This is a genomic window from Streptomyces sp. NPDC111744 (assembly GCF_055634995.1).
Map to the genome: position 1 here is coordinate 28,021 of NZ_JBVKCG010000022.1, position 25,308 is coordinate 53,328.

The 25,308-nt window shown below is 70.8% G+C and carries 26 protein-coding genes and 1 pseudogene; 11 read left to right on the forward strand and 16 right to left on the reverse strand.

Translation table 11 applies throughout. From position 1 onward, the window contains the following. Positions 1-20: 20 nt before the first annotated feature. The 5 genes from mqnE to ACZ7OO_RS34765 form a co-directional block, all read right to left on the reverse strand. Positions 21-1,184 (reverse strand): aminofutalosine synthase MqnE, encoded by a 1,164-nt coding sequence (mqnE, locus tag ACZ7OO_RS34745; RefSeq protein ID WP_471511064.1) that lies wholly within the window; start codon positions 1,182-1,184, stop codon positions 21-23. Positions 1,185-1,227: 43 nt separating this feature from the next. Beyond that, a complete protein-coding gene (locus ACZ7OO_RS34750; protein ID WP_089099612.1) occupies positions 1,228-1,683 on the reverse strand; it encodes an Lrp/AsnC family transcriptional regulator in 456 nt (151 codons plus the stop codon). A gap of 86 nt (positions 1,684-1,769) precedes the next feature. Continuing rightward, positions 1,770-2,414: a UbiX family flavin prenyltransferase gene (locus ACZ7OO_RS34755; RefSeq protein ID WP_471511066.1), complete on the reverse strand. Its 645-nt coding sequence runs from the start codon at positions 2,412-2,414 to the stop codon at positions 1,770-1,772. A gap of 85 nt (positions 2,415-2,499) precedes the next feature. Then, positions 2,500-3,405 (reverse strand): menaquinone biosynthesis prenyltransferase MqnP, encoded by a 906-nt coding sequence (gene mqnP, locus ACZ7OO_RS34760; RefSeq protein WP_471511068.1) that lies wholly within the window; start codon positions 3,403-3,405, stop codon positions 2,500-2,502. After that, positions 3,402-4,853, reverse strand: coding sequence for a menaquinone biosynthesis decarboxylase (locus tag ACZ7OO_RS34765; protein WP_471511070.1), 1,452 nt, complete (start codon positions 4,851-4,853; stop codon positions 3,402-3,404). The genes mqnP and ACZ7OO_RS34765 overlap by 4 nt, the downstream gene beginning before the upstream one ends. Before the next feature lie 142 nt (positions 4,854-4,995). Between ACZ7OO_RS34765 and ACZ7OO_RS34770 the strand changes: the two genes are divergently transcribed. Beyond that, positions 4,996-5,262, forward strand: coding sequence for a PLD nuclease N-terminal domain-containing protein (locus tag ACZ7OO_RS34770; RefSeq protein ID WP_471511072.1), 267 nt, complete (start codon positions 4,996-4,998; stop codon positions 5,260-5,262). Between the two features lie 234 nt (positions 5,263-5,496). Here the strand turns inward: ACZ7OO_RS34770 and ACZ7OO_RS34775 are convergent, their stop codons facing one another. Together ACZ7OO_RS34775 and ACZ7OO_RS34780 are read right to left on the reverse strand one after the other, a co-directional pair. Further along, entirely contained in the window at positions 5,497-5,937 is a 441-nt protein-coding gene (locus ACZ7OO_RS34775; RefSeq protein ID WP_471511074.1) for a LamG domain-containing protein, read from the reverse strand. Beyond that, positions 5,883-6,869: a serine/threonine-protein kinase gene (locus ACZ7OO_RS34780; RefSeq protein ID WP_471511076.1), complete on the reverse strand. Its 987-nt coding sequence runs from the start codon at positions 6,867-6,869 to the stop codon at positions 5,883-5,885. Before ACZ7OO_RS34780 ends, ACZ7OO_RS34775 begins: the two co-directional genes overlap by 55 nt. 270 nt (positions 6,870-7,139) lie before the next feature. Here ACZ7OO_RS34780 and ACZ7OO_RS34785 point away from each other — a divergent pair, with 270 nt between their 5' ends. Then, positions 7,140-7,379 (forward strand): hypothetical protein, encoded by a 240-nt coding sequence (locus ACZ7OO_RS34785; RefSeq protein WP_471511078.1) that lies wholly within the window; start codon positions 7,140-7,142, stop codon positions 7,377-7,379. A gap of 143 nt (positions 7,380-7,522) precedes the next feature. Here the strand turns inward: ACZ7OO_RS34785 and ACZ7OO_RS34790 are convergent, their stop codons facing one another. From ACZ7OO_RS34790 to ACZ7OO_RS34810, 5 genes and pseudogenes are all read right to left on the reverse strand, one after another. Beyond that, the gene (locus ACZ7OO_RS34790) at positions 7,523-7,963 is read right to left on the reverse strand and encodes a hypothetical protein (protein WP_471511079.1); all 441 of its coding nucleotides are present in this window, start codon (positions 7,961-7,963) and stop codon (positions 7,523-7,525) included. A gap of 107 nt (positions 7,964-8,070) precedes the next feature. Next, complete coding sequence (locus ACZ7OO_RS34795; RefSeq protein WP_471511080.1) at positions 8,071-10,005, reverse strand: putative Ig domain-containing protein; 1,935 nt, start codon at positions 10,003-10,005, stop codon at positions 8,071-8,073. A gap of 347 nt (positions 10,006-10,352) precedes the next feature. Then, complete coding sequence (locus ACZ7OO_RS34800) at positions 10,353-11,447, reverse strand: phosphatidylinositol-specific phospholipase C domain-containing protein (protein WP_471511082.1); 1,095 nt, start codon at positions 11,445-11,447, stop codon at positions 10,353-10,355. Between the two features lie 128 nt (positions 11,448-11,575). Beyond that, positions 11,576-11,686: pseudogene (locus tag ACZ7OO_RS34805) on the reverse strand (DUF397 domain-containing protein); the annotation flags it as partial. Further along, positions 11,655-12,569 carry a helix-turn-helix domain-containing protein gene (locus tag ACZ7OO_RS34810; protein WP_471511083.1) on the reverse strand — a complete coding sequence of 305 codons (915 nt, stop codon included), beginning with the start codon at positions 12,567-12,569 and terminating at the stop codon, positions 11,655-11,657. The gene ACZ7OO_RS34810 and the pseudogene ACZ7OO_RS34805, both read right to left, overlap by 32 nt. 114 nt (positions 12,570-12,683) lie before the next feature. Between ACZ7OO_RS34810 and ACZ7OO_RS34815 the strand changes: the two genes are divergently transcribed. Continuing rightward, complete coding sequence (locus ACZ7OO_RS34815; RefSeq protein WP_471511085.1) at positions 12,684-13,319, forward strand: DUF7848 domain-containing protein; 636 nt, start codon at positions 12,684-12,686, stop codon at positions 13,317-13,319. Here the strand turns inward: ACZ7OO_RS34815 and ACZ7OO_RS34820 are convergent. Then, positions 13,316-13,669: a winged helix-turn-helix transcriptional regulator gene (locus tag ACZ7OO_RS34820; protein ID WP_471511087.1), complete on the reverse strand. Its 354-nt coding sequence runs from the start codon at positions 13,667-13,669 to the stop codon at positions 13,316-13,318. The two genes, ACZ7OO_RS34815 and ACZ7OO_RS34820, sit on opposite strands and share 4 nt — an antisense overlap. 133 nt (positions 13,670-13,802) lie before the next feature. Here ACZ7OO_RS34820 and ACZ7OO_RS34825 point away from each other — a divergent pair, with 133 nt between their 5' ends. The 3 genes from ACZ7OO_RS34825 to ACZ7OO_RS34835 all read left to right on the forward strand — a co-directional run bounded on the left by ACZ7OO_RS34825 (position 13,803) and on the right by ACZ7OO_RS34835 (position 16,360). Continuing rightward, on the forward strand, positions 13,803-14,453 hold the full coding sequence (locus ACZ7OO_RS34825) for an FMN-dependent NADH-azoreductase (RefSeq protein WP_471511089.1): 651 nt from the start codon (positions 13,803-13,805) through the stop codon (positions 14,451-14,453). A 124-nt stretch (positions 14,454-14,577) separates the two neighbouring features. Next, complete coding sequence (locus ACZ7OO_RS34830; protein ID WP_471511091.1) at positions 14,578-14,817, forward strand: chaplin; 240 nt, start codon at positions 14,578-14,580, stop codon at positions 14,815-14,817. 148 nt (positions 14,818-14,965) lie between these two features. Next, a complete protein-coding gene (locus ACZ7OO_RS34835) occupies positions 14,966-16,360 on the forward strand; it encodes a purine-cytosine permease family protein (RefSeq protein ID WP_471511093.1) in 1,395 nt (464 codons plus the stop codon). A 247-nt stretch (positions 16,361-16,607) separates the two neighbouring features. Here ACZ7OO_RS34835 and ACZ7OO_RS34840 read toward each other — a convergent pair whose 3' ends face one another. Together ACZ7OO_RS34840 and ACZ7OO_RS34845 are read right to left on the reverse strand one after the other, a co-directional pair. Then, positions 16,608-16,733, reverse strand: coding sequence for a hypothetical protein (locus ACZ7OO_RS34840; RefSeq protein WP_471511095.1), 126 nt, complete (start codon positions 16,731-16,733; stop codon positions 16,608-16,610). Positions 16,734-16,826: 93 nt separating this feature from the next. Beyond that, entirely contained in the window at positions 16,827-18,095 is a 1,269-nt protein-coding gene (locus ACZ7OO_RS34845; protein WP_471511097.1) for a PucR family transcriptional regulator, read from the reverse strand. A gap of 111 nt (positions 18,096-18,206) precedes the next feature. On the opposite strand from ACZ7OO_RS34845, the gene ACZ7OO_RS34850 reads away from it, so the two are divergent. The 5 genes from ACZ7OO_RS34850 (at position 18,207) to ACZ7OO_RS34870 (ending at position 24,880) form a co-directional block, all read left to right on the forward strand. Continuing rightward, on the forward strand, positions 18,207-18,659 hold the full coding sequence (locus ACZ7OO_RS34850; protein WP_352224991.1) for a nucleoside deaminase: 453 nt from the start codon (positions 18,207-18,209) through the stop codon (positions 18,657-18,659). Beyond that, positions 18,652-19,638 (forward strand): isopenicillin N synthase family dioxygenase, encoded by a 987-nt coding sequence (locus ACZ7OO_RS34855; protein ID WP_471511099.1) that lies wholly within the window; start codon positions 18,652-18,654, stop codon positions 19,636-19,638. The genes ACZ7OO_RS34850 and ACZ7OO_RS34855 overlap by 8 nt, the downstream gene beginning before the upstream one ends. Before the next feature lie 144 nt (positions 19,639-19,782). Continuing rightward, positions 19,783-21,174 (forward strand): condensation domain-containing protein, encoded by a 1,392-nt coding sequence (locus ACZ7OO_RS34860; protein ID WP_471511100.1) that lies wholly within the window; start codon positions 19,783-19,785, stop codon positions 21,172-21,174. A 71-nt stretch (positions 21,175-21,245) separates the two neighbouring features. Beyond that, positions 21,246-23,333, forward strand: a complete 2,088-nt coding sequence (locus ACZ7OO_RS34865; RefSeq protein ID WP_471511102.1) for a hypothetical protein — start codon at positions 21,246-21,248, stop codon at positions 23,331-23,333. Then, positions 23,333-24,880: a type 1 periplasmic-binding domain-containing protein gene (locus tag ACZ7OO_RS34870; RefSeq protein WP_471511104.1), complete on the forward strand. Its 1,548-nt coding sequence runs from the start codon at positions 23,333-23,335 to the stop codon at positions 24,878-24,880. The genes ACZ7OO_RS34865 and ACZ7OO_RS34870 overlap by 1 nt, the downstream gene beginning before the upstream one ends. 17 nt (positions 24,881-24,897) lie before the next feature. On the opposite strand, the gene ACZ7OO_RS34875 is transcribed toward ACZ7OO_RS34870, so the two are convergent. After that, positions 24,898-25,293: an SRPBCC domain-containing protein gene (locus tag ACZ7OO_RS34875; protein WP_471511106.1), complete on the reverse strand. Its 396-nt coding sequence runs from the start codon at positions 25,291-25,293 to the stop codon at positions 24,898-24,900. Between the last annotated feature and the right edge of the window lie 15 nt (positions 25,294-25,308).

Here is a 25,308-nt window from a genome sequence, read left to right on the forward strand (position 1 = left end):
TTCGTCCACCTGGGCCGGCCTCATACCCGCATCGGCTGCGGGGACTCCCGTCGCGCCGGGTCCGCACCCTCGTACTCGCGGATGATCTCGTACCGCGTGTTCCGCTCCACCGGCCGGAAGCCGGCGTCGCGGATGAGGTCCAGCAGGTCCTCACGCGTCAGCTTGTTCGGCGTGCCGTAGTTGTCCGCGTCGTGGGTGATCTTGTACTCGACGACCGAGCCGTCCATGTCGTCGGCGCCGTGCTGGAGCGCCAGCTGTGCCGTCTGGACGCCGTGCATGACCCAGAAGACCTTGACGTGCGGCACGTTGTCGAAGAGGAGACGGGAGACCGCGAAGGTCTTGAGGGCCTCCGCTCCCGTCGCCATCTGCGTCCGCGCCTGGAGCCGGTTGCGTACCTTGCCGTCCTTCATGTCCACGAAGTCGTGCTGGTAGCGGAGCGGGATGAAGACCTGGAAGCCGTTCGTCTCGTCCTGCAGTTCGCGCAGGCGCAGGACGTGGTCCACCCGGTGGCGCGGCTCCTCGATGTGGCCGTAGAGCATGGTGCAGGGGGTCTTGAGCCCCTTCTCGTGCGCGAGCCGGTGGATGCGCGACCAGTCTTCCCAGTGCGTCCGGTGATCGACGATGTGCTGCCGGACCTCCCAGTCGAAGATCTCCGCGCCACCGCCGGTGAGGGACTCCAGACCCGCGTCGATCAGCTCGTCGAGGATCTCCGAGGCCGACAGGCCGCTGATCGTCTCGAAGTGGTGGATCTCGGTGGCCGTGAAGGCCTTCAGCGAGACGTGCGGGAGGGCCGCCTTCAGTTCGCGCAGCGACCGCGGGTAGTACCGCCACGGCAGGTTCGGGTGCAGGCCGTTGACGATGTGCAGCTCGGTGAGGTTCTCGCTCTCCATCGCCTTGGCGAGCTTCACCGCCTCCTCGATGCGCATCGTGTACGCGTCCTTCTCGCCCGGCTTGCGCTGGAACGAGCAGTACGCGCAGGACGCGGTGCACACGTTGGTCATGTTGAGGTGACGGTTGACGTTGAAGTGGACGACGTCACCGTTCTTCCGCGTCCGCACCTCGTGGGCGAGGCCGCCCAGCCAGGCCAGGTCGTCCGACTCGTACAGCGCGACGCCGTCCTCACGGGTCAGCCGCTCACCGGCCCTGACCTTCTCCTCCAGCTCACGCTTGAGTCCGACGTCCATGCCCGCACCACACCTCTCCACGACGACTCCGACAACCGTACGTCTACGCCTCTTCGGGCAGTTCCCCGACCCGGTTCTCCCACTTCGTGGACAACACGATGGTGGTACGGGTCCGGGAGACGCCCTTGGTCCCGGACAGCCGCCGGATGGTCTTCTCCAGGCCGTCGACGTCCGTCGAACGCACCTTGAGCATGAAGGAGTCGTCGCCTGCGATGAACCAGCAGTCCTCGATCTCCGGCAGGTCCCGCAGCCGCTGTGCCACGTCCTCGTGGTCGGCCGCGTCGGAGAGGGAGATGCCGATCAGGGCGATGACGCCGAGGCCGAGCGAGGCCGCGTTGACGGTGGCGCGGTAGCCGGTGATGACACCGGCCGCCTCCAGCCGGTTGATGCGGTCGGTGACGCTGGGTCCCGACAGTCCGACAAGGCGCCCCAGCTCCGCGTACGAGGCCCGGCCGTTCTCCCTCAGGGCCTGGATGAGCTGCCTGTCCACGGCGTCCATGCGATCGAAGCCTTCCGCTGAAAGTTCCCGAAGTAGATGAGAGGTACTGCAGAGGTGGTGCCGGGTACTGGTCCTGCCGGGTTCCGCTACTTGCTGCCGCCCCCGAGGTCGCCCTCCCAGCGGCGGTACAGCCGGTGCCCCACGCCCGCCGCGTCCAGCACCCGCCCGGCGACGAAGTCCACCAGGTCCTGGATGTGCGTGGCGCCCGCGTAGAAGGCCGGGGAGGTGGGGACGACGACCGCCCCCAGGTCGTCCAGGGTGACGAGGTGACGCAGGGTCTGACCGTTCAGCGGGGTCTCGCGGACGGCGACGACGAGCGGGCGGCGCTCCTTCAGGTTGACACTGGCCGCCCGCTGGAGCAGGTCCTTGGAGAGGCCGAGCGCGACCCCGGCGACGGCGGCGGTGGACGCCGGCACGATCAGCATGCCCCTGGTCCGGTACGACCCGGAGGACGGCCCGGCGGCCAGGTCCCCGGCGTTCCAGTACCGCACCCGCGCCAGGTCCACCTGGAAGGTCCCCGGCTTGCCGTCGGCCCCCCGGGCCAGCCACTCCCCCAGGTCGTCCTTCCAGTGCGCGTCCCGGAAGGAGATCCCTGTCTCGTCCAGCAGGGTGAGCCGCGAGGCCCGGCTGACCACCATGTCGACGCTCTCGCCCGCGTCCAGCAGCGCACGCAGCACCGCGGCCGCGTACGGCGTACCGGACGCCCCGGACACCCCCACGATCCAAGGCACGCGCTGCGTTTCTCCTGCGTTCACACCTTGAGCGTACCGGCGTGCCCGACCGAGTTCAGGACGGGGCCGCGCCGACCGACCGCCCTCAGACCGTCAGGCCCCGGGCCAGCAGGTCCAGCAGCGCGCACACGAAGAGGGCAATGCCGATGAAGCCGTTGACGCTGAAGAAGGCGCGGTTGAGGCGGGAGAGGTCGTGGGGGCGGACGATGGAGTGTTCGTAGGCGAAGGCGCCGGCGACGATCACCAGGCCCAGCCAGAAGAACCCGCCCGCGCCCGTCACCACGGCGTACCAGACGAACAGCCCCGTCGTCACCGCGTGGCACACCCGCGCGCCCCAGATCGCGGCCGGGATGCCGAAGCGCGCCGGAACCGACATGACGCCGATCTCACGGTCGGTCGTCACGTCCTGGCAGGCGTAGATCAGGTCGAAGCCGCCGATCCAGATGCCGACGGCGAGGCCGAGGATCACCGCGTCCCAGGACCACTCGCCGCTGATCGCGAGCCAGCCGCCGATCGGGCCCATCGCCTGGGCCACGCCGAGGATGGCCTGCGGGAAGTTCGTGAACCGCTTGCCGTAGGGGTAGACCACCATCGGGATCACCGCGACGGGCGCGAGGGCCAGGCAGAGGGGGTTCAGGAGGGCCGCCGCGCCGAGGAAGACCACCACCGCGATCAGCGCGCCGGTCCCGGCGTGCTTCACGCTCATCGCGCCGGTGACCAGCTCACGGTGGGCCGTGCGCGGGTTCCTGGCGTCGATCTCGCGGTCGATGATCCGGTTCACGGCCATCGCGAACGTACGCAGGCCGACCATGCAGATCGTTACCAGGAGCAGCCGCCCCCAGTGGATGTTCCTGTCCCACTCGAACATCGCGGTCAGCGAGGCGATGTACGCGAAGGGCAGGGCGAAGACCGAGTGCTCGATCATCACCAGGCGCAGGAAGGCCTTGGTGCGCCCGGGTTGCTGCGGGAGTGCCGCGGAGGCGGAGCTCACAGGCCGTACTCCTTCCAGCGGCGGTCGACCGTCGCCGCCGTATCCGGGTCCGACAGGACCATGTCCGGCCAGCCCCCGTCCCTGGTGTAACCCTCCTCGGGCCACTTCTTCGTCGCGTCGATGCCCGCCTTGCCGCCCCAGAACTGCTGGTAGGAGGCGTGGTCGAGATGATCGACCGGGCCTTCGACGACCGTGAGGTCACGGCTGTAGTCGGTGTTGCCGAGGGCCCGCCAGGCGACCTCGTGCAGGTCGTGGACGTCGCAGTCGGAGTCGACGACCACGATGAGCTTGGTGAGGGACATCATGTGCGCCCCCCAGATCGCGTGCATGACCTTCTGCGCGTGCTTCGGGTACTTCTTGTCGATCGAGACGATCGCACAGTTGTGGAAACCGCCTGCCTCGGGGAGGTGGTAGTCCACGATGTCCGGGACGATGATCTTGAGGAGGGGGAGGAAGAATCGCTCGGTGGCACGGCCCAGGGGTCCGTCCTCCGTCGGGGGGCGGCCTACGACGATCGACTGCAGGAGCGGCCGCTTCCGCATCGTCACGCAGTCGATCTTCAGCGCGGGGAACGGTTCCTGCGGGGTGTAGAAGCCGGTGTGGTCGCCGAAGGGGCCCTCGGGCAGCATCTCGCCCGGCTCCAGCCAGCCCTCCAGGACGACCTCGGCGTTCGCCGGGACCTGGAGCGGGACCGTCTTGCAGTCGACCATCTCGATCCGCCGGCCCGCGATGAACCCGGCGAACAGGTACTCGTCGATGTCACCGGGGAGCGGGGCGGTGGAGGCGTAGGTCACGGCGGGCGGGCAGCCGAAGGCGATCGCGACGGGCAGCCGCTCTCCCCTCCTCGCCGCCACCTGGTAGTGGTTGCGGCTGTCCTTGTGGATCTGCCAGTGCATGCCGATCGTGTTCCGGTCGTGCCGCTGGAGCCGGTACAGGCCCAGGTTGCGGATGCCGGACTCGGGGTCCCTGGTGTGGGTCAGGCCCAGGTTGAAGAAGGAGCCGCCGTCCTGCGGCCAGGTGAACAGCGCCGGGAGCTGGTCCAGGTCGACGTCGTCGCCGTGCAGGACGACCTCCTGGACCGGGGCCTCCTTGACCTTCTTCGGGGGTACGTGGGCCATCGCGCCGAGCTTCCCGAAGGCCTCCCGGACGCCCACGAAGCCGTGCGGGAGTTCGGGGCGCAGCAGCCCGCCGATCTTCTCGGAGATCTCGCCGTACGACTTCAGGCCGAGGGCCTTGAGCAGGCGCCGGTCGGTGCCGAAGACGTTCATGGCGAGGGGCATGCTGGAGCCGCGCACGTTCTCGAAGAGCAGCGCGGGTCCGCCCGCCTTCTGCACCCGGTCGACGATCTCCCCGACCTCCAGATACGGGTCGACCTCGGCCTTGACACGCTTGAGGTCTCCCTCGCGCTCCAGTGCCCGGAGCAGGGAGCGAAGATCGTCGTAAGCCATGCGTCCCAGTATCGGCCACCCGGGGTCCCGGCCCGGTCACCGCCCCCTGTGACGCACCACCGCTGCCCCCCTCCGAGTCGAGGCGACCCATCATGCCCGCGGCCCCGTCACCGGACGTCGCCCACCCGCTACCCTGGCCGCCATGCTCAGGTATCTGCCTTTTCTGCTGGTCCTCGCGTTGTGGATCTACGCCTTCGTGGACTGCCTGAACACCCCCGAGGACGAGGTCCGCGCCCTGCCCAAGCTGGCCTGGGTGTTCGTCATCCTGCTCTTCGGCGAGGTGCTGGTCGGCCCGGTGGCCTGGCTGGTCGCGGGCAGAGCACGGCAGCCGCGCGAGCGGTGGGTCGCACCGGACGACAACCCGGAGTTCCTGAAGTCCCTGAAGCCGGACGACCCCCGGGCCGACTGACCGGACCGGGCCCGGTGGCAGGCCGCTCGACCCGCGCCCCATGCCGCGGGTGTCCTCCGCACGCGCGGTCCGGTCAGGGCCATCCGTTTTACTCTGCGGGCCTGGTCGAAGCCGCCGGCGTCGACGTAGCCGTGAGGGGTGCCGGCGCACAGGGCGAGGAAGGTGTGCTTGGCCTCGGTGTCGTCGGAGACAACACAGATGCCGGGGACGGCCGTCGTGGGTCTTCGGTGTCTTCTACAGCAGGGCCTTGACCTGTTTCCCGGTCAAGGCCCTCTGGAACACCTGCACCTGCTTGATCGAGCCGGGGAACCAGTCGGTGGGGGCGCCGTTGTCGGTGGCGCGGCCGATCACCAGGGGGCCGTGGGCGGCGACGGGGTTGCTGTCGTTGATGCCGGCCTCCTGGGTGCCGTCGACGTACAGGAGGAGCTGGTTGCGGGGGCCCTCGTAGACGCCGACCAGGTGGGTCCAGACGCCCGGCTTCGGGACGGTGTACGACAGGGCGCGCAGGCCGGGCCGGGCGAAGGCCCAGCGGTTCTCGGGGGCCGAGTACTGGAGGTAGAAACCGCTGACGGCGTCGGCGTCCTGGCTGACGGCGGTGGCGTAGAAGGACGGTGTCCCGCTCAGGCACACCCACACCGAGACGCTGAAGCTGCGGCCCTTGCCGGTGCGGAGCACCGGGCCCCGGGTAAGGATCTGGCTGGTGCCGCCGTCGAACAGGGCTGCCCCGTCCTTGCCCCGGCCCCAGCCGACTGCGGTGGCGGTGCCGTCGTTGCGGCCGGTGTCGTCGGCGGCGACCGCGCCGGTGGTCTCGTCCAGCGGCCAGGCACCGAAGGGCGAGGGGACGGAGACGCGACCGTCGGACTGCTGAGGGCCCGTCTTGTCGCCTCCAGAGCCGGGTCGGTGACGGCGGTGATGTCGGGTTCGTCGTGGACGACGCGGTAGAGCAGGGCGGGGGTGGGCCCGTCGCCGAAGGGGTTGCCGCCGGTGGCGGCGTACGTGAGGACCGCACCGAGCGCGAACACGTCGCTGGCGCCGGTCACCTCACCGCCGGCGACCTGCTCCGGGGACATGAAGCCCGGGGAGCCGACCATCAGCCCGGCGCGGGTGATCGTCGCCGACTCGACGCTGCGGGCGATACCGAAGTCGATGACGCGGGGCCCGTCCTCGGCGAGCAGGACGTTCGACGGTTTCAGGTCCCGGTGCACCAGTTGGGCCGCGTGGATGGAGGTGAGCGCCTCGGCGAGTCCGGCGGCGAGCCCGAGCACGGTGGCGGCGGGCAGCGGCCCCTGCTCCATGACCGCGTCCTGGAGGGAGGGCCCGGCGATATAGCTGGTGACCAGCCACGGCAGCGGGGCGTCCGGGTCGGCGTCCACGACGGGCGCGGTGAAGGCACCGCTGACCTTGCGTGCGGCCTCCACCTCACGGCGGAAACGGGACCTGAACTCGGGTTGCCCCGCGACCAGTTCCGCGTGGACCACTTTCACGGCAACGGCGCGGCCGCCCGGGGAGCGGCCGAGGAAGACCCGGCCCATACCGCCCGCGCCGAGGCGCCTGAGCAGCTGGTACTCCCCGACGGAGCGCGGATCGCCCGGCTCCAGTGCTGCCACGATTCCCTCCCGCTGAACGCCCGAAGACGCGGTCAGCATAGGACCGGAAAGAAATCGGGATGACCAATTCCCGCCCACATACGGCAACTTGCCCCACGGTCTGCCCTTGAGGACACCACCGTCGGCCCAGCGCGGCGGTCACCAGCAGGGTGTCGGCGGTACGGGGTCGGGCCCGGCGCCGCCGCCCGGAAGCACGTCCCTCTGACGGTGACTCACCCGCTCGGATGCGCTCGGCGAGCAACGGGTTGCGGGGCTGTGCATGGTGAGTCCATGAACACTTCACCTCGCCTCAAGAAGGCTGTTTCCAGGATTCCGCGAGCGTTCGCGGTGAGTGCCGCCGTGGGCATCGCTTGTGCGGCGGGTATGGCAACCGCCACATCCGCCGTGGCCGCGACGCCTGCCACGCACGCCGCCGCAAAGGTCACCCCAGCCCACGGCCACGGCGGCGGGGAGGGGGACGACATGCAGTGCGGCAATGGCCTCCTCCCCATCCTGAACTTCTGCAACTGACGGACAACTGAAGAAGTCCACCCACCCACACCAGGGCGGCCAGGGACAGGGGCATGATCCCTCTCCCTGACCGCCCTGCCGACCATGCTGCCGCCGGAGTGAACCGGCTCGGTTACAGCGGGAGGCGGGCGGAGCGGCGCCGCCTATCCACGGACCTTCACCGTCACGGTGTATCGGCCCTCATCGCCGGTGCAGCGGCGGGCCTCGCCGCAACTGGTGCGGTGGGCTGTGATGTCTGCCGAGCCGGCCCGTGCGGCGCGCAGGGTGAGTTCGACAGTGCCGCAGCCGGCGCCCGGGACACAGGTGTGGGCGGGTGCGACCCGCGAGGTGCCGACGGCGGTCAGGACATCCGGCGTTCCGCTGGTGAGGCCGGACCAGTAGGTGTTGTGCAGTGTGACCACCAGCGAGGTGCCCACCTTGGCCGAGACGGTGGTGTGGTTGGCGCGCTCGTCCAGCTGGAGGGGTGTTGGCGCCTGCGTGGCCGGCGCGGCGGACCGCGCGGCGTCGGAGCCGCAGGCCGAGAGGGCGGCGAGAGCCAGGCAGGCGGCGAAGCGGAGTGCGAAGTGGGTGCGCGGGGACGCCATGAACGAGACCCCTTCCAGGCGGTTTGCGTCGATGGGACGGTTCCGCCCCGGCCGGGGTTCCCTGCCGGGGCGGAACGCGTCGTGCTGTGCCCAGGGGGCCTGGTGGGTCAGGACGCGTTGAGGGCGGTGTCGTCGACCACGAAGCTGGTCTGCAGGCTGGAGTCCTCGGTACCGGTGAACTTCAGCGTGACCGTCTGACCGGCGTAGCTGGAGAGGTTGAAGGACTTGAGCGCGTAGCCGCTGGCCGCGTTGAGGTTGGAGTAGGTGGCCAGGGTGGTGCTGCCGACCTGGACGGTCAGCTTGTCGTAGGCCGAGGTCGTGGTGGTCTCGGCGGTGTCGATGTGCAGGTAGAAGGAGAAGGTGGCGCTGCACCCGGCGGGGATGGTCACCGACTGGGACAGGGTGTCGGTGTGGGTGCTGCCGTAGCCGTCCAGCCACGCCTTCCAGCTGCCGGAGTGGGCGGGCTCACTGGTGGAGTTGTCGACCACGCCGCTGCCGGCTGTCCAGGGAGAAGCGGTGCCCGTCTCGAAGCCCGGGTTGCCGAGCTTCTGGCCGGGGGCGGCGCAGCCACCGCCGCCGCTGGTGCTGACGGTCCAGGTGAACGAGGTGCTGCCGGAGGCTCCCGTGCTGTCCTTGGCCGTGACCGTGACGGAGGAGGTGCCGGCGGTGGTCGGGGTGCCGCTGATCAGACCGCTGGAGGAGATGCTGAGCCCGGCCGGAAGTCCGGTCGCGGTGTAGGTGAGGGTCTGGCCGGAGGCGGAGTCGGAGCCCGATATCTGCAGGGACACGGCGGTGCCCACGGTGCTGCTCTGGTTCCCGGGGTTGTTCACGGTGACCGTGTTCCCGGTGGTACCGCCGACGATCGCGTGGGTGATGGCGCACGAGTTGGTGTCGTTGGACCAGCTGGCCTGCTCGGCGAAGGTGCCGGTGCCCATCGTGACGTTCGCCGCTCCGCCCGTGCTGCCCGGTGCGATCCAGGCACACTCGTCGGAGTTCTCCTGACCGTTGTACGAGCTGCCGGTGTGGTTGGTCCAGCCCCCGGCCGGGTTCTGGTCCGACATCGTCTCCTGCCACTCGTGGCCGAGCGTCATGGTCCAGCCGTCGAGGGTGCCGGGGGAGTTGACGAACCCGACGCCGCAGCCCGAGCCCGAGTCGATGTTGTACGGCTGGTTGCTGAAGGCGATGTCGCCGACGGTCGAGGAGACCGCGCCGCCGGTCAGCGTGGTGTCACCGTTCCAGTCGTGCCAGGCGCAGTACTGGCCCTGGTAGCCGTCCGGGTTGGTGCCGTGGGGCGACAGGATGACGTAGTACGCGTCACGGTTGGCGGCGGCCGTGGTGTTGCCGAAGTGGCTGGCCGCCTTCACGGCCTCGACGCCGAGCTGGTGCCCGGTGGCGGCACTCGGTGACGCGGCCGAGTTGTCGTACCACGCGCCGGCGAGCACGCCGCCGCTCTGGTACGGGATGAAGTTGGCGTTGGCGGGGCAGCTGGTGGCGCCCGACGCGACGTTGGGGCCGTCGCACCACTGGGTCAGGTCGGCGGACCACCGCTCGTTGCCGGTGCCGATGTCCTTGAACATCTCCTGGGCGACGGGGGCGGCGCCCGCCGAGTCGCCGGAGAAGGTCAGGTCTCCGCTGCCGTTGGTGCTCTGTGTGCCCCACTGCGTGCCGTAGAACACCAGGTAGACCTTCGAGTGGCCGCTCTGGACACCGATGCCGTCGATGCCGCCGCCGTAGGACAGCGTCTGGGGCCCGGTCGCCGCGGTCGCGGCCGGGTGGGCGGCAGCCCAGGCCTTCATCTTTGCGTGCTGCTGGAGGGTCGGCACCACGCCGTGCCGATAGGCGTGCTGGTGCGCGGGGCTGTAGGGGTTGGCGACGGAGCCGCTCGGCGCGGGGGATGCCGTCGGTGCGGCGGCCGCCTGGGGTGCGGCGGCCAGCATGCCGCCGGTGATCAGGGCCGCGGCCGACAGCAGGGCGGTGGCCCCGCGGCGGGTGAGCCGTCGGAGCCGGTCGGGTCTCGCGTGGTCGTTGTTCTGCGATCGCAAGAGACTGCCCTCCATGGGGATCCATGCTCGTGTGTCAAGAGCATGACAATTGATCGCTTTCGGACAGCACGGGTCACGGTGCCGGTGGGCTGTGAGTGGCGCGCGTCCTTGGCTGTGAGCTGTCACCTCGTCAGTGGTGGCCTGGCCGAAAATAGTGACCCGCGCCCCCAAGGCACTACCGGGCATTGGTAAAGCCTGTGCTTCAGCTGTGAATTTCTTAGGCGTCAACCATTACGCGAGGGACAGGAGTTGACTGACGGGACCCTCGGGGAGACGGGGACGGCGGCGCCCCCACGGCCGGCGGGAGCCGTGGGGGCGCCTGGTCAAACCGCGTGACCGCTGTCAGGTCAGCCGCGGGGTACGACCATCGACTGGACGTCGGACAGGCCACGCCAGTCGTTGGACGCGACCGTGGCGTGCGCCTTGGCCAGTTGGGTGATCCGGGCCCGGGCGTCCGCGTCCGAGGGATTGGTGGCGTCCAGGGTGGGCGGCACGTTCTGGGCGTCGGTCATGATCAGCAGGTAGTGGTGGGTGTCGTACCAGCTCGTGTCGATGGAGCCGCCGAGGTACGTGGCCGCGTCGCCGTCGAACGCCACGAACCAGGGGCGCAGCGAGGTGTCGGAGTAACGGGTGCGCGGGTCGCCGGCCTGGGCGTTGTGGACCGAGGGGAAGATGTTCGCCTGTGCGGTCTTGCCCTGGGTGTGCAGGTCACGCAGGTAGCCCGCGTACTCCTTGTCCGTCCACAGGGTGTCGGTCGGGTTGTTCTCCTCGACAGTGCCCGGAATGATCTCGAAGATCACTTTGCCGGCGAGCGCCTGCCGGGTCGGCCAGTTGTTGGCGGCGGCCGCGTCGTCCAGGGTGGCGTACTGGCCGCCGCCGGCCTTGTTGAGCAGGTCGTTCGGCTTGAAGACCAGGTTGCCGAGGTGGCTGCTGATCGACTGGTCGAGCTTGGCCGGGCTCATCCCGAGGCCGGCCTGGAAGCCGGCCTTCATCTCCAGCTTGATGATCAGCGGGGCATGCCCCGGGTGCGCGCCGAGCCAGACCCGTACGTCGTCCAGGCAGCTTTCCAGGTCCTTGTTGGCGCCGCCGGTGTAGAGATCGGCGGGGGTGGACGCGTTGACGCAGTTGTTGCTGTTGCTCGTCGGGCTGTCGTGGCTGACCTTCCACTCCTGGGTGAAGAAGTCGTCCCAGACGTCGAGTTCGATCATCGAGGTGCCCGTGTCGAGCGCCTGCGCGAGGTAGGTGAACGCGGCGGGGTCGTAGGTGTTGTGCAGGCCGGACGTGGTGGCGCCCGAGAGCGGAAGCGTTTCCGTTCCGGTGGTGCCGGCGGCTGCCTTGCCGCCGCCAACGCCGAGGATGGGGAACGCCAGGCAGACGGCGAGCGTGCCCATCAGTGCCGTACGCAGTCCAACGGAAACCCGGCGGTTCGACTGACCGGTCACGTGTCCTCCAGTGAGTGGCTTTGTGTCAGGACCTTGACGGGCACGCATGAATCGACGGAGACATGACAGGTAATGCGGTCGGGACTTCCGCTGTCAGCTTCATCGCTCCAGCCGTATGCGGAAGTCGGTCAGCGCCGGACGCCACCCACGAACGCGGCCCAGGCGCTCCGCGCGACGAGCAGGACCGGGCCGTCGGGGTTCTTGCTGTCACGGACGGGGACGACGGAGGTGAACTCGGGGGCGAATTCGAGGCACTGCCCGGCGTCGTCGTCGCTGTAGCTGCTCTTGATCCAGGTCGCCGCACTCAGCTGGTGATGGGTCATGGTCGCCGTACTCCTTCATCAACTTGCCGATCAGAGCGGCGGATTCACGAGTCGACAGGGTGTCCGCCCTGAGCACATCATAAATTCGGCTCATCGCGGCATAGACCTCCGGGTCGTTGTTGAAGTAGCCATGACTCAACGACTCCGTGTAGATCCAGCGTTCGGCGTCCGGCATGGTTACCAGCGACACCGGGCGGTTGGGGCGCACAAGGTCGAAGCGACCGGCCGGGGCCATCTGGATGCGGATGTTGGGGAGTTGTCCCAAGCTCAGCAGGTGCGCGCACTGATCCCGCATGACGGCGGGACTGCCCACCGCATGACGCAGACAGCTCTCGTCCAACACAGCTACGAACATGGGTCCGCCTTCGGCGAGGTAGCGCGGCTGTCGGCCCAGCCGGGCCCTGACCCGGTTTTCGAGCAGTTCACCGGAGGCTCGCCGAGAGAGCAGAGCCCGCGCGTAGTCCGGTGTCTGCAGCAACCCAGGCACGACCATGGTCTGGTACTGGTACATCGCGACGGCCTTTGCCTCCATCTCCACCCACCGCCCGAACCAATCCGGATGCTCCACCTGCGGATACCAGTCCACCCGCCCCCACAACCGCATCAACACCCCACCCGTACCGAGCACTTCGTCGCACTTCTTCACGAACGAGTCCTGCGGCACGCGCGTCCCCGCCTCCACCCGCGCCACCAACGACCGGTCGCAGGGGATCTGTTTGGCCAGCGCCTCCTGGGTGAGGAACGCGGCCTCCCGGAAGTGCCGCAGCAGCTCTCCGAAGAACTCGGCGTTGGTGGTCACAACTCTGGCCCCCTCCGTGACAGCGCCCGGTGGCACACCTCGGGCATTGATACCGACGGTGCCCGTCCACGACGCTCGATACACCCAGAGTTACGAAGTGGCGTCGGAGCGCACATGACTGAACACACCGAAAACGGGATCGAAGCGGGAACGGTCGTTTACGACACCCGTTTGAACAAGGTCGGCGAGTACCAGGGCAAGGCAGGGCCGTACGCCTCGCTACGGCCGCTCGGCGGCGGCCGGGAGTGGGAGGCGCGGCCGGAGTCGATCCGTCCGGCGACGGCGGAGGAACGGCTCAGCGCGGAGTTGCGGGCCGCCAACCACCGTTCCAGCGCGTTCACTTACCCGGTCATGGACACCCCGGCTCCGGAACCGGTGCCCGGCTGTGCCGCCTGCGCGGAGTTCGCCGCGCAGCGGGAGGACGCCGCGGCGCGGTCGGACGCCAGCACCGCCACCGACGCCGCCGTCCTGCTTCGCAGGCACCTCCGCCGGGACCACTGGGGAGCTCGTCCCCGCCGCGTCTTCCGTTTCGTGCCGTACCTGATCGCCCAGGACGACACCGTCGAGCCGGAGTACGAGGCGTACTGCGTGTCCGGGGAGGAGTCGGACTGCGGGGCGGCGTCCGGGCCGTGCGGGTCGCCGGAGGCCGTGGAGGAGTGGCAGCGCCGGCACACCCAGAAGACACAGCATCTGCGATACCGGCGCAGCTTCACGGACTACGCGGTACTGGAGCCGCAGGCCGCCCGCTAGCAGGACGGGGCGTCCGGCAGGTGATCCTTCGCCCACTCGCCGAGTTCCCTGAGGCAGGGCCCAAGGGCGGCGCCCGCCGCGGTGAGGCGGTAGGAGACGCGCAGCGGGGGCCCTTCGTCGACCTCGCGTACGACGAGTCCCGCGGCGCCGAGTTCGGCGAGGCGGTCGGAGAGCATGCGTTCGCTGATGCCGGGGATGGCGCGGCGGAGGCTCGCGAAGTGGGTGGGCTGGCCCATCAGGACGGAGAGGATCGGGCCGTTCCAGCGCTTTCCGAGCACTTGGAAGACGCGCGTGATGCCGGCGTCCACGCCTTTGCACTGTTCCGGGTCATGGGCCTGCTCCACCGCCATGGGATCAGGGTACAGGCCCACCACGAGAGGAAGGTGAAAAAAAGTAAGTACCTATGTTATCAATAGCTGAGTACGAATTCTTAGCCCCTCGCGCCTCGCGCCGGGCTCGCTATCCCGCTGTCTGGAGACACCCATGGCCACCCTTCTCCACATCGACTCGTCGCTCCTCCCGGGCGAGGCCTCCGCCTCCCGTGCCGTCACGGACGCCTTCCGCACGGCCTGGCAGGAGCAGCACCCCGGCGGCACGGTGATCTACCGCGACCTCGCGGCCGACCCGGTACCGCACATCAACGCGGCCGCCCACAGCGCCGGATTCGCCGATCCCGCCACGCACACGCCCGAGCAGGCGGCCGCCTTCGCGGCCCGGGTGAAGCTGATCGAGGAACTGGAGCAGGCGGACGCACTGCTCATCGGCGCGCCGATGTACAACTTCACGATCCCGTCCACGCTCAAGGCGTGGCTGGACAACGTGGTCCTGTTCGGCCGCACGATGGGTGAGGCTCCGTCCGCCAAGGGCACGCCGGTCACCGTCGTCGCCAGCCGCGGCGGCTCGTACGCGCCGGGCACTCCGCGGGAGCCGTTCGAGTACGTCCAGAACTACCTGGCCGCGGTTCTCGGCGACGGCCTCGGCCTCGAAGTCGACTTCATCGTGCCGGAGCTGACCATGGCCCCGCAGAACCCGGCGATGTCCGAGCTCGTGCCGCTCTACGAGGCCTCCCGCGAGCGTGCCCTGCAGGAGGCGGCGACCAAGGGCAAGACCCTGGCGGAGCGTCTCGCCGCGTAGCCCCGGTCCACGGTGGATCGCGCGGGTTCACCTTGGATTGCGCCGATCGGCCCAGCAGCGCATGCGGTCCCGGTGGAGTGCGGTTGTGATGGACGCGTTCTCACCCCCCTACCAGGAGGCTTTCATGCGCATCCGCGCTCTCGCCGTCACCAGCGCCATCGCCGCCACGCTCGCCCTGGGCACCACCGCCGCCTACGCCGACAACGGCGCCAACGCCAGCGGTTCCGCGGTCGGCAGCCCGGGCGTACTCTCGGGCAACGTCGTCCAGGTGCCGATCAACATCCCGATCAACGTGTGCGGCAACAGCGTCAACCTTCTGGCCCTGCTCAACCCGGCCGCCGCCAACACCTGCACCCACGGCTGACCCGGCCGGAGCGCTGCGCGCGGAGCTTCCGGAGGACGACAGGCCTACGGAAGCTCCCGCGTGCGTGCAGGGTGTACGCCGGTGAGCCGTCCGGAACGGACAATGCGCCCCTGGGCCGGACCGGGTGCGATCCCGACACTTACCTCGTATGACGACTGCTCCCGCCGGTTCCACCACCAGTATCGCGCCCGAGTACGGCGACCGTGTCATCGCCGTGGAGGCGGCGGGCTCGGAACCTATCCCGGACGCCGAACGCCACGGCAACCCGCTCCAGCTCCTGTGGACCTGGGCGTCCCCCAACATCGAGTTCGCGACCGTCTACATCGGCGTGATCGCGGTCCTCTTCTTCGGCCTGGACTTCTGGACGGCGACCGCCGCGATCCTGCTGGGCACCGCGATCGGCGCGGTCACGCAGGGCGTGCTGTCGCTGGACGGGCCGCGGTTCGGCGTCCCGCAGATGGTGGTCGGCCGCTTCTCCTTCGGCTACCTCGGCAACATCCTGCCCTCCGCCGCCAACGGCCTGCTCGCCGGCGTCGGCTGGTTCGCGGTGAACAGCGTGAGCGCTGCCTTCGCCCTGAACACGCTGACCGGCCTGCGACCCCTCCCCTCCCTCCTCCTGGTCGTGGTCGCGGAGATCCTGATCGGGTTCATCGGCCACAACTTCGTGCACACCTTCGAGAAGTACGCGTTCCCGGCCCTCGCGGTGATCTTCCTGCTGGCCGGGGTGTGGACCTTCAAGGACGCGGACCTCGGCGGGGGCGGCTCGGGCGGCGGCGTCGGCGGCTTCCTGCTCGCGTTCAGCGCGGCCTGGGGGTACGCGGCCGGCTGGAACCCGTACGCCACGGACTACTCGCGCTACCTCCCGCGCACGGCCAGCAAGGTCAAGACGATCGTCTATCCGGCGCTGGGCCTGTTCGTGTCGGTCTCGATCGTCGCGGTCATCGGCGCGGCCTCGGCGACGATCGTCGCGCCCAAGGACGCCACCCCGACGGCGGCCTTCACCGGCCACCTGCCCGGCTGGCTCGGCGACCTGGTGCTGCTCGCCATCATGCTCGGCGGGGTCTCGGCGAACGCCCTCAACGTGTACTCCGGGGCGATCTCCATCGCCTCCTTCGGTCTCAGGCTCCCCCCGTGGCTGAGCCGCAGCGCGCTGGTCGTGGTCTCGGGCATCGCCGGTACGGCGGCGGCCTGGGCCTCGCTGGACGACGCGGGGGCGGCGTACGAGGCGTTCCTGCTGGTCATCGCGTACTGGGTGGCGCCCTGGCTGGGTGTGGTCCTGGTCGAGCGGTGGATGCAGTCGCGCACGGCTACCGACGCGGAACTGGCCGGTCGGCTGACCGACCGCTCCTTCACCAACTGGCCTGGTCTCGCCGCTCTGTTGATCGGCGTCGTGGTCTCCGTCCCGCTCTTCTCCAACCAGGAGGACTTCGTGGGCTGGGTGCCGAAGCACCACCCCGCCTTCGGCGACATCACCCCGCTGGTCGGCTTCGCGGTGAGTGCCCTGCTGTACGCGGCCCTGCGGCGGCGCCCGCAGGCCTCCTAGTCCTCCTCCCGCAGCCGTCGCCAGATGCGGGTGCGGTGCAGCACTCGTCCAGTGGGCGGCCACCAGGAAACGCTCGCCGGCCAGGGCGTGCACATGGGCGATCCGGTCGTCGACGACCACCGGCACGACGAAACCGGCGACGTCCCCCAGGAATTCGGCCCGCGGGGACTCGTCCGGTCTGCCGAAACCAGTCCAGGTCCTCGTCGTCCAGCCCCAGCCGGCGAGCCACCGGCTCCTCCGTCGACTCCTATGCCGGGTCCGTCTCATCCGGCAGTTCGACGGAGAGGACCAGAAACGGGTCCCCGGCGAGCCGCCGATGGGCCTCCGCCACGGAGATACGATCATCGCCCTCACCGCTGATCCCGTCGGCCACGCCTCCCAGCGTCCGTGCGGTCCACGGTCCGCGCACCCGGAAGCGCCCGTCTGCCGCGCGGGACGGCCACCAACGGGTGAGCGCCCGGTTCGCTCACGCCACCGTGCGCAGCCCGCCGACCGCCGCCCCGGTCCCCCGCACCAGCCGGTGTGCGCAGGCCGCCGTCAGCAACTCCCCCAGCAGGTCGGGATCGTCGATCTCCAGGCCGAGGAGGGTCTCGATGCGTTCCAGGCGCTGGTAGAGGGACTGGCGTCCGATGTGGAGGAGGGCGGCGGTGCGGGTCGGGGAGCAGCCGTGCCGCAGGTGTGTCTCCAGGGTGCGGACCAGGTCGCTGGCGTGGGCCGCCTCCCAGGCCAGCAGCGGGCCGAGGGTGTGCTGGACGAGCGCGGTGAGGCGTTCACGGTTGGCGGCGATGCCACCCCGGGTCAGCTCGCGTTCCAGGGCGAGGGCGCGGGCGGAGGTCACCAACGGGCCTTCCGCCGGGGCCGGTTCCGCGGGCGGCACGGTCAGCGCCAGCTCCAGGGTCGTACGCGCCGCACGCAGCGTCTCGCTCCAGTGCAGCCAGCCGCCGCCCGCCCCGGCCGCATGGCCCACGGCGGCCGTCGCACCCGGCTCGGCGGCCGTACGGAACGCCTGCTGCACGGCCCGGACGGGGTCACCCGGGACCGAGGCCGGTAGGGCGAGGAGGGCGAGGACGTCTCCCGGGAACGCGGCCCGCAGCACCCCGGCCCCGCCCAGCGCCCGTACCGCCCGGTCCACGGCGCCCACTCCCCGGGTTCCGTGCAGCGAGACGCCGATGAGGCGGGCGCCCGGGCCGGGGTGGAACCCGGCGAGCGCGGCCCGTGCCTCCACCTCGGGCTGGCTGAGGGCCTGCCCGTCGGCGAGGTCGGCGAGCAGCGCGGCCGCGTGGTCCTCCTCCCAGGGCCCCCAGGGCCGGACGACCGTACGCCGGCCGGCCAGACCCCGGGCCACGATCGCCCGGTTGGCGGCCTCCGCGATCCGCACGAAGGGCACCACGCGGTGCAGGGCCAGCAGGGGCAGGCCACGGGCGCGGGCCTCGTCGGTCACCTCGGGCGGCATGCTCGGCAGCGAACGGCCGACCTCCACCGCGAGCCCGGCGGCACCGCGCGCGGCCAGCTCACGGACGTAACGGCGGCGGACCTCGTCACCGGCGTCGGTCAGCCCGAAGCCGTTGGTGAGCAGCAGCTCGCCGCCGTCGAGGAAGCTGGCGCCCTCGTAGACCTCGCTGGAGTGCACCCAACGGACCGGCCGGTCCAGGGCGTCCGCACCGGCGAGCAGCTCGGGGCCGGCCGCCCGCACCGGGTCGAGGGCCAGGACTTCGCGGAGGGAGAGTGCGGGCACGGGGACCTCCAGGGGACGAGCACGGGCGCTGACATTTCGTCCGGCCGCGGGTTGCCCGGAGGGTACTTTCCGCACGTTGCCCTCGTGTTTCGGCCACAGGAGAGTGAAGGCATGGATCAGCTGCAAGCACGGACCTGGCTCGCCACCGCCGTCGCCGAGGCCCGCGCCGGGCTCGCCGAGGGGGGCATCCCGATCGGCGCCGCGCTCTACGGCGCCGACGGCACCCTGCTCGGACGCGGGCACAACAGGCGGGTGCAGGACGGCGACCCCTCCCTGCACGCCGAGACCGCCGCCTTCCGCGCGGCGGGACGGCAGCGGTCGTACCGGGGCACCACCATGGTGACGACCCTGTCGCCGTGCTGGTACTGCTCGGGCCTGGTCCGCCAGTTCGGGATCTCCCGGGTCGTGATCGGCGAGGCGACCACCTTCCACGGCGGACACGACTGGCTCGCCGAGCACGGCGTGGAGATCGTCCTGCTGGACGACCCGGAGTGCGTCGACGTGATGCGCGCCTTCATCAAGAACCATCCGGCCCTGTGGAACGAGGACATCGGCGATGAGTGACACGACCAGCACCGGCCCCGGCCCCCGTATCCCCACCATCGATCTGCGGCCCTGGCTCGACGGCGACGAGGCCACCCGGCGGGAGATCGCCCGGACCGTCGACGCGGCCCTGCGGACCGCCGGCTTCCTGCTCGTCACCGGGCATGGCGTCGAGGACCGTCTGCGGGACGGGGTACGGGAGGCCGCGCGGGCCTTCTTCGCGCTGCCGGCGGAGGTGAAGGCGGCCTACGCGGCGAAGGTCGGCGGGCGCGGCTGGCTCGGGCCCGGTGCGGAGGCCAACGGCTACTCGGAGGGCACCGAGACCCCGCCGGATCTCAAGGAGTCGCTGACCTTCGCGACCCACGAGCCCTTCGAGGACCCGGTGACCAACGCGGAGTGGTACGCGCCCAACGTGTGGCCGGCCGAGGTGCCGGAGCTGCGGGCGGTCTGCGAGGAGTACCTGGAGCGGATGGCCGATCTTGAGAAGGAGCTGCTGGAGCTGCTGGGGTACGCGCTCGGGCTCGAACGGGACTTCTTCTCCCGGCACATGGACCATCCGACGTACGGCTTCAACATCAACTGGTATCCGGGGACCGAGGTCGTCGGCGAGCCCGAGCCGGGGCAGTTCCGGATCGGGCCGCACACCGACTTCGGGACGGTGACCGTCCTGGACCGGCAGGCGGGCCGGGGCGGGCTCCAGGTGTACACCGACGAGGGCGGCTGGGAGGACGCGCCGTACGACCCGGCCGCCTTCACCATCAACATCGGTGACCTGATGGCGCGTTGGACCGGCGACCGGTGGCGGTCGGGGCGGCACCGGGTGCTGCCGCCGCCGACGGACGCGCCGGGCGAGGAGCTGATGTCCCTGGTCTACTTCGGCGAGTGCACCCCGGGCACGGTCGTCGAGTCCGTACCGGCGCCGGTCGGACGGGTGGCGTACCCGCCGGTCGACTCGCATGTCTATCTGCGGGAGAAGCTGGACTCCATCACGGTCGAGTGACCGTCCGGAAAGTGATCGCATCCCTGTTTGAGGAGCCATCCGATCCGCTGAAAAGCGCGGACACGGTGTGTCCCGGCCGGACGCCGGTCCTTCCCCTGAGGTGCCCTGGAACTCCCGGGACCCCTTACCGCGATCGGAGACGGCGTGCGCATCACCGACATCCAGCGCTGCGAGGTCCGGCCCGGACGGCTCGTCGAGTGGACGCTCAGCCCGGCGGCCGTCGAGACGGCACGGGCGCTGCCGGAGGACTCCCGGCCCCCGGCCTACATCCAGGAGTCGCACATCCGCACCGCCCGATCCGTCCGCGAGGACGGGCTGTTCGTGCCGACCTGGATCGGTACCGCCTTCGACCTCCCGGGCCGGGCCGACCTCGACACCCTCCAGGAGGCGCTGCGCGCCTGGACCGTACGGCACGAGACACTGCGCAGCGGCTTCCGCTGGGCGGGCCCCTCGGGGAACGAACTGCGCCGGTTCACCCTCGACGCCGGCGCCGTGTCCCTGCGCCGTGAGGTGGTCGGCGACTTCACCGACGCGGACGCCCTGGTCCGCCATCTCCAGCAGCGCTTCGACGTCACGGCCGACGCCCTGCGCTGGCCGAACCTCATCTACGCGGCGGTCCTGCGGTCCGACTCCACCAGCGTCTACCTGGCCTTCGATCACAGCAACGTCGACGCCTACTCGCTCCAGGCGCTGCCCGCCGAGATCCAGGAGCTGTACACGGCCGGTGCGGGAGCGGTGGGCCGGCCCGCCGCCAGCTACATCGACTTCTGCGAGATCGAGCGGGCGGACGCGGACCGGATCGACGACGGCCATGACGTCGTCGCCCGCTGGCGGGACTTCATCCGGCGCTGCGACGGCACGCTGCCGCGCTTCCCCGCCGACCTCGGCCTGCCGCCCAACGGCGCACTACCCGAGCAGAAGATGCTGTGCGAGCCGCTGGTCGACGCGGCCGCGGCCGCCGCCTTCGAGGCGTACTGCCGGCCCCACGGCGGCAGCCTCGTCGGGCTGCTCGCCGCCACCAGCCTCATCGTCGGCGAGCTCGGCGGGCAGTCCGTGTACCGCACGGTCGTGCCGTTCCACACCCGGGCGAGGTCCCGCTGGTCGGAGTCGGTCGGCTGGTACGTCGGCGGGGCGCCCATCGAGGTCCCGGTGGCCGCCGACCTTCCCGGCGCCCTGCGGGCGGTACGTGCCGAACTGCAGGCGGCCCGGCCGCTCGCCCGGATACCGCTGGCCCGGGTGCTGCACCTGCTCGGCACCGACTTCCGGCCCACCTCACCCGACCTGTACTCGACCGTCTCGTACGTCGACACCCGGGGCGTCCCCGGCTCCGAACGCTGGTCCGAGCTGAAGACGTACGGCCTGATCCGGGTGTCGTACGGCGACCAGCTCTGCGCCTGGGTGCAACGGCTGCACGAGGGCCTGTGGTTCGCGAGCCGCTACCCGGACACCGACGTCGCCCACAAGAACCTGCGGCTCTACGTCGAACGGCTGCGCGATGTGATCACCTCGGTGTCACTGCCGGTGCCGGTTTCGTAACCAGACGGACATCACCGGCTCTGGTACGAAGCAACTCCCCCTTTCTACACTGGTGTTAAGGGGGAGGTGCCTTGCACAGACGGTTGCACGGGCGTGGGGCGCTGTTCGACGTCGAGCCGGCCGGGCTCATACCGAGAATCGTCGGGCTACGCCCGTACCAGCACCGTGCCCATCCCCTCGAACACCCCGGCGAGCTGCCGTTCGTGGTGCTGACCGGGGCACGGGGGCTCGGCAAGAGCGCGGTGCTCGGGGAGTTGCGGGACGCCTACCAGGGGCACACTCCGGTCGCGCTCGTCGACTGTGCGGAGGCGCAGTTCTCGGCCCCGCCCGCGGAGCGGGCCGCCGAGTCCTGGTCACCGGTCGCACAGGTGCTGCTGGTCGTCGCCGAGCAGCTCGCGGAACCGGTGACGGGCGCCGGGCGGATCACCTTCCCGCGTCTCATGTCCGGGCTGGTCGCGGTGGCCGCCGGAGGCTGGGGCGACGCCGACTCGGAGCGGATCCGGCGCGAGGTCGAGCGGATCCTGCTGCTGAACGAGAACGGCTCCTGGATCAGCGGCTTCGCGGGGCGGTGGGCCGGGAAGGTGACCGCGAAGGTCGTCGCCGCCGCGACCGGCACCGGGCCGCTGGTCTCCGGCGCCATCCAGGCCACCCTGGAGTCGATCGCCGAGGGCTTCGCCAGCCGCCGGCACCAGAAGGCGTCGGTCTGGTACCGCACGTATCCCAACGCGGGCGGGCACGCACAGCGCGGGCTGATCCTGCTGTCCGGGCACTTCCGGGCCGGCGGCACCTCCCGGGAGCACGCGGAACGGTATCTCGTACGGGCCCTGCTCGCCGACCTGACGGAGGCGTACGCGGGCGCGCTGCCCCGGATGCAGCGACTGGGCCGCCCGCTGGTGCTGGTCGACAACGCGCAGACCGGGCCGGGACCCGGCCTGCTGGACGCCGTGCTGCGCGACCGCGCCGACGGGGCCGCCGACCAGGTGGCGTTCGTCGCCGGGCTGCGCGGCGACGGCCGGGAGCTGCTGCGCAACGGCGTGCGACGGGAGCTGGCCGAGGTCGCCCGGCGCACCGAGTGGGCACCGGACGCGGCCGTACCGTCCTCGCGGGCGCTGCTGGTCGCGTTACCGCCGCTCTCCACCGACGACACCCTGCACCTCGTCGCCACCCCGGCCGCACCCCAACTCCCGCACGCCGTGCACCGGTTGACCGGAGGGAATCCGCTGGGCATCGCCGTGCTCGCGGAGGCCGCGGCCCAGCACCCGGACCGGGCCGACGCGCTGGGCGAGCTGCTCACGGCCGAGGTGCGCCGCACGGAGGACGGGCCGGCCGCCCCGGTCTACCGCGAACTCCTCGACCGGCTGGTCCCCGAGGACCGGCTCGACGAACTGACCGTCCTCGCCGCCGCCCACGACCACGACTCGGCGTGCGCCCTGGCCGCCGCGCTGCTCCCGGACGACTTCGGCCCGGCGGACGTACGGGCGTTGCAGAGCCGGCTGGCCCGCGAGGGGCTGCCGGTCGTGCCCGGGCAGTTCGTCGGCGACCCGTTCGTACGGACCCTGCTGCTGCTCCGCCTGCATCTGCGGGACGCCGACCACGACGGCTGGCGCACCGCCCACGAGACGCTGGCCGCGTACTACACCCAGGACCGCCCCAACGGGCAGGACCGGTTCCGGCTCCACCACCAACTGGCCCTGGGCCGCACCGAGTCGGCGGTCGACCACCTCCGGGACACCTTCCCGGTCCTGGACACCCGCGCCTGGCTGCACACCCTGCGGTTCGTCGCCTCGGCCCCCTACTTCCACGCCCATGACCCGGAGGGCCGCGACTCCACCGGGCACGGCGACCGGCGGGCGGCGGTGGCGCTGGGCCGCACGGACGCCGGACAGCAGGTGCCGGACGGCGTGGATCCCGTACTGCACCTGCGGATACGGCGGTTGCTGCACGCGGTGTGGCATCTGACCGATCCGCTGGTGCTGCCCGACCCGAAGGTCGGCGACCGGCTCCGCTTCGAACTGGAGCAGCTGTCCAACCTGCGGCCGGCCGGCAACGCGCTGCTGTGGCGGGCCTCCCGGGACTGGCCCGCGGCCGCGCTGGCCGGGCGGCCCCCGGCCGACCCGGACGACGACGAGGGCGACGACGAGCGGAGCGGGGTGGCGTGATGGCGCGGCGGGGCGTGGGCACGTGGTTGCGCGAAGGCGTGTGGGAGATCCCACTGCGCCGCTATCTCGCCCTGCTGGTCACGGCGGTGCTGATCGCCGGCCTGGTCGTCGGGGTGCGGGCGGCCGTCCACGACGACCGGTCCTGCGCGCCGGGGGTGGCCCGGCCCGAGGGCAGCGACGAGTGCGTGGGCGTGGCGACGACGGCGTTCGACTTCGGGCATCCGCAGCTGAGGGACACGGTTCAGGCGATCGCCCGCGAGAACGCCCGCCTGAAGGACGGCAGTTATGTGACGGTGGCGGTGATGCTGCCGTACACCGCGACGGCGGCGGCGAGCCTCGCCGACCTCCAGCACGAGCTCCAGGGCGCCTATCTGGCCCAGTACCAGGCCAACCATGACGCCAACGGTGAGTCCCCGGCGATCCGGCTGGTGCTGGCCAACCCCGGCGCGACCAGCCAGGACTGGAAGGAGACGGTCACCCGGCTTGCTGCCATGACCGGCGGCACGGCCCGGCTGCGGGCGGTGGCCGGGATCGGGCAGAGCACCGACGACAACAAGAAGGCCGTCAAGGAGCTGACCCGGCTGGGGATCCCGGTGGTGGGCTCGTCGATCACCGCCGACGACCTCGCCAACGGGCAGGGCGGCAAGGACCCTTATCCCGGTCTGGCACGGGTGTCCCCGACCAACACCGACGAGGCCCGGGCGCTCGCCTCCTTCGCCAGGGTCGGCGCCGGCCGGGCGCTGCTGGTCTACGACAAGCCCGGCGACCCCTACACACGGACCCTCCAGACGTCGTTCGCCGCGCTGATCAAGGGCTCGCCCTACGAGCCCCAGCCGTTCACACCGCCGGCCGACCGCAGCAAGGAGGGGACGACCGCGAACACCTTCCGGCAGATCACCAACCTGATCTGCGACACCTCACGGTCGACCGACACGATCCTGTTCGCCGGCCGGCACACACAGCTGCGGCAGTTCATCAACGCGCTGGGCGGACGGGGCTGCCAGGACCGGAAGTTCACGGTCCTGACCGGGGACGAGGGGTCGTACTTCACCGGCGAGAAGGACCTGGACCGGGACGCGCTCCGGCACAGTCTGTCGGTCCGGTACACCGCCCTCGCCCATCCGGACGCGTGGCTGAAGGGCAGCCCGAAGACGGGGGGTTCGGCGGCCGACACGGAGACGCTGACGCGGCTGCTGAAGAGTGCGGAGAAGTCACCGGTCGGGCCGATCGGGCCGGTGGCCCTGGAGGACGGGCAGCTGATCATCGCCTACGACGCGACACGGCTCGCGGTGCACGGGATCCGCGAGGCGGTGCCGGAGGGCAGGTCGGTGCCGACGCTCGCCGATGTGGGGTTGCAGTGGCCTCAGGTGAAGGGATCGCTGCGGGTGGACGGGGCGAGTGGGTGGATCTGCCTTGATGTGCATGGCAATCCGTACGACAAAGCGGTGCCGATCGTCGAGCTGCGGCCGGAGGGTGGATCGCGGTTCGTGACGATCGCCTGGCCGGAGGGAAAGCCGCCCAAGGCGGAGTGCCTGCCGCCGTCGTAGGCGGGTGCGGGTGCCACTCAGTTCAGGGTATCGATCAGGCGTTCGAGCCTGTCACGCCACGCCTGCTCCGTCTCCACCTCGCCCTTGAACTCGTGGGTGAAGCGCAGGGCGGTGCCGCCCTCCCCGTCCCGCTCCAGGTGGAAGCGGATTCTGCCGCCGCCCTCCACCGTGTACTCGGCGACCCGGTCGACATCCCAGGCCGTCACCTTGCCGGTGCCCAGGTCACCGAGGGTGACCGTGCCGCCCAGTCTCGGTTGCAGGACGTCGACCGGGGTGAACCAGGCGGCCAGGCCCTCCTGGGTGGAGAGGCTCGGCCAGACATGGTCCGCCGGCCTGGGCAGTCGTACCAGGAAGTGGAGGATGTGCGTGTTCCCGTGGGTCTGACTGGTGCCCTGCGCGATGGAACCGGTCATGACACCAGACTGACC

Excerpts from the sequence above, each read along its gene's own strand:
- ACZ7OO_RS34830 (WP_471511091.1), top strand. The coding sequence starts at position 14,578 with ATGCGCATCCGCGCTCTCGCCGTCACCAGCGCCATCGCCGCCACGCTC.
- ACZ7OO_RS34825 (WP_471511089.1), top strand. The coding sequence starts at position 13,803 with ATGGCCACCCTTCTCCACATCGACTCGTCGCTCCTCCCGGGCGAGGCC.
- ACZ7OO_RS34835 (WP_471511093.1), top strand. The coding sequence starts at position 14,966 with ATGACGACTGCTCCCGCCGGTTCCACCACCAGTATCGCGCCCGAGTAC.
- ACZ7OO_RS34815 (WP_471511085.1), top strand. The coding sequence starts at position 12,684 with ATGACTGAACACACCGAAAACGGGATCGAAGCGGGAACGGTCGTTTAC.
- ACZ7OO_RS34870 (WP_471511104.1), top strand. The coding sequence starts at position 23,333 with ATGGCGCGGCGGGGCGTGGGCACGTGGTTGCGCGAAGGCGTGTGGGAG.
- ACZ7OO_RS34875 (WP_471511106.1), bottom strand. The coding sequence starts at position 25,293 with ATGACCGGTTCCATCGCGCAGGGCACCAGTCAGACCCACGGGAACACG.
- ACZ7OO_RS34785 (WP_471511078.1), top strand. The coding sequence starts at position 7,140 with ATGAACACTTCACCTCGCCTCAAGAAGGCTGTTTCCAGGATTCCGCGA.
- ACZ7OO_RS34850 (WP_352224991.1), top strand. The coding sequence starts at position 18,207 with ATGGATCAGCTGCAAGCACGGACCTGGCTCGCCACCGCCGTCGCCGAG.
- ACZ7OO_RS34765 (WP_471511070.1), bottom strand. The coding sequence starts at position 4,853 with ATGGCTTACGACGATCTTCGCTCCCTGCTCCGGGCACTGGAGCGCGAG.
- ACZ7OO_RS34750 (WP_089099612.1), bottom strand. The coding sequence starts at position 1,683 with ATGGACGCCGTGGACAGGCAGCTCATCCAGGCCCTGAGGGAGAACGGC.
- ACZ7OO_RS34855 (WP_471511099.1), top strand. The coding sequence starts at position 18,652 with ATGAGTGACACGACCAGCACCGGCCCCGGCCCCCGTATCCCCACCATC.
- ACZ7OO_RS34790 (WP_471511079.1), bottom strand. The coding sequence starts at position 7,963 with ATGGCGTCCCCGCGCACCCACTTCGCACTCCGCTTCGCCGCCTGCCTG.
- mqnE (WP_471511064.1), bottom strand. The coding sequence starts at position 1,184 with ATGGACGTCGGACTCAAGCGTGAGCTGGAGGAGAAGGTCAGGGCCGGT.
- ACZ7OO_RS34820 (WP_471511087.1), bottom strand. The coding sequence starts at position 13,669 with ATGGCGGTGGAGCAGGCCCATGACCCGGAACAGTGCAAAGGCGTGGAC.
- ACZ7OO_RS34770 (WP_471511072.1), top strand. The coding sequence starts at position 4,996 with ATGCTCAGGTATCTGCCTTTTCTGCTGGTCCTCGCGTTGTGGATCTAC.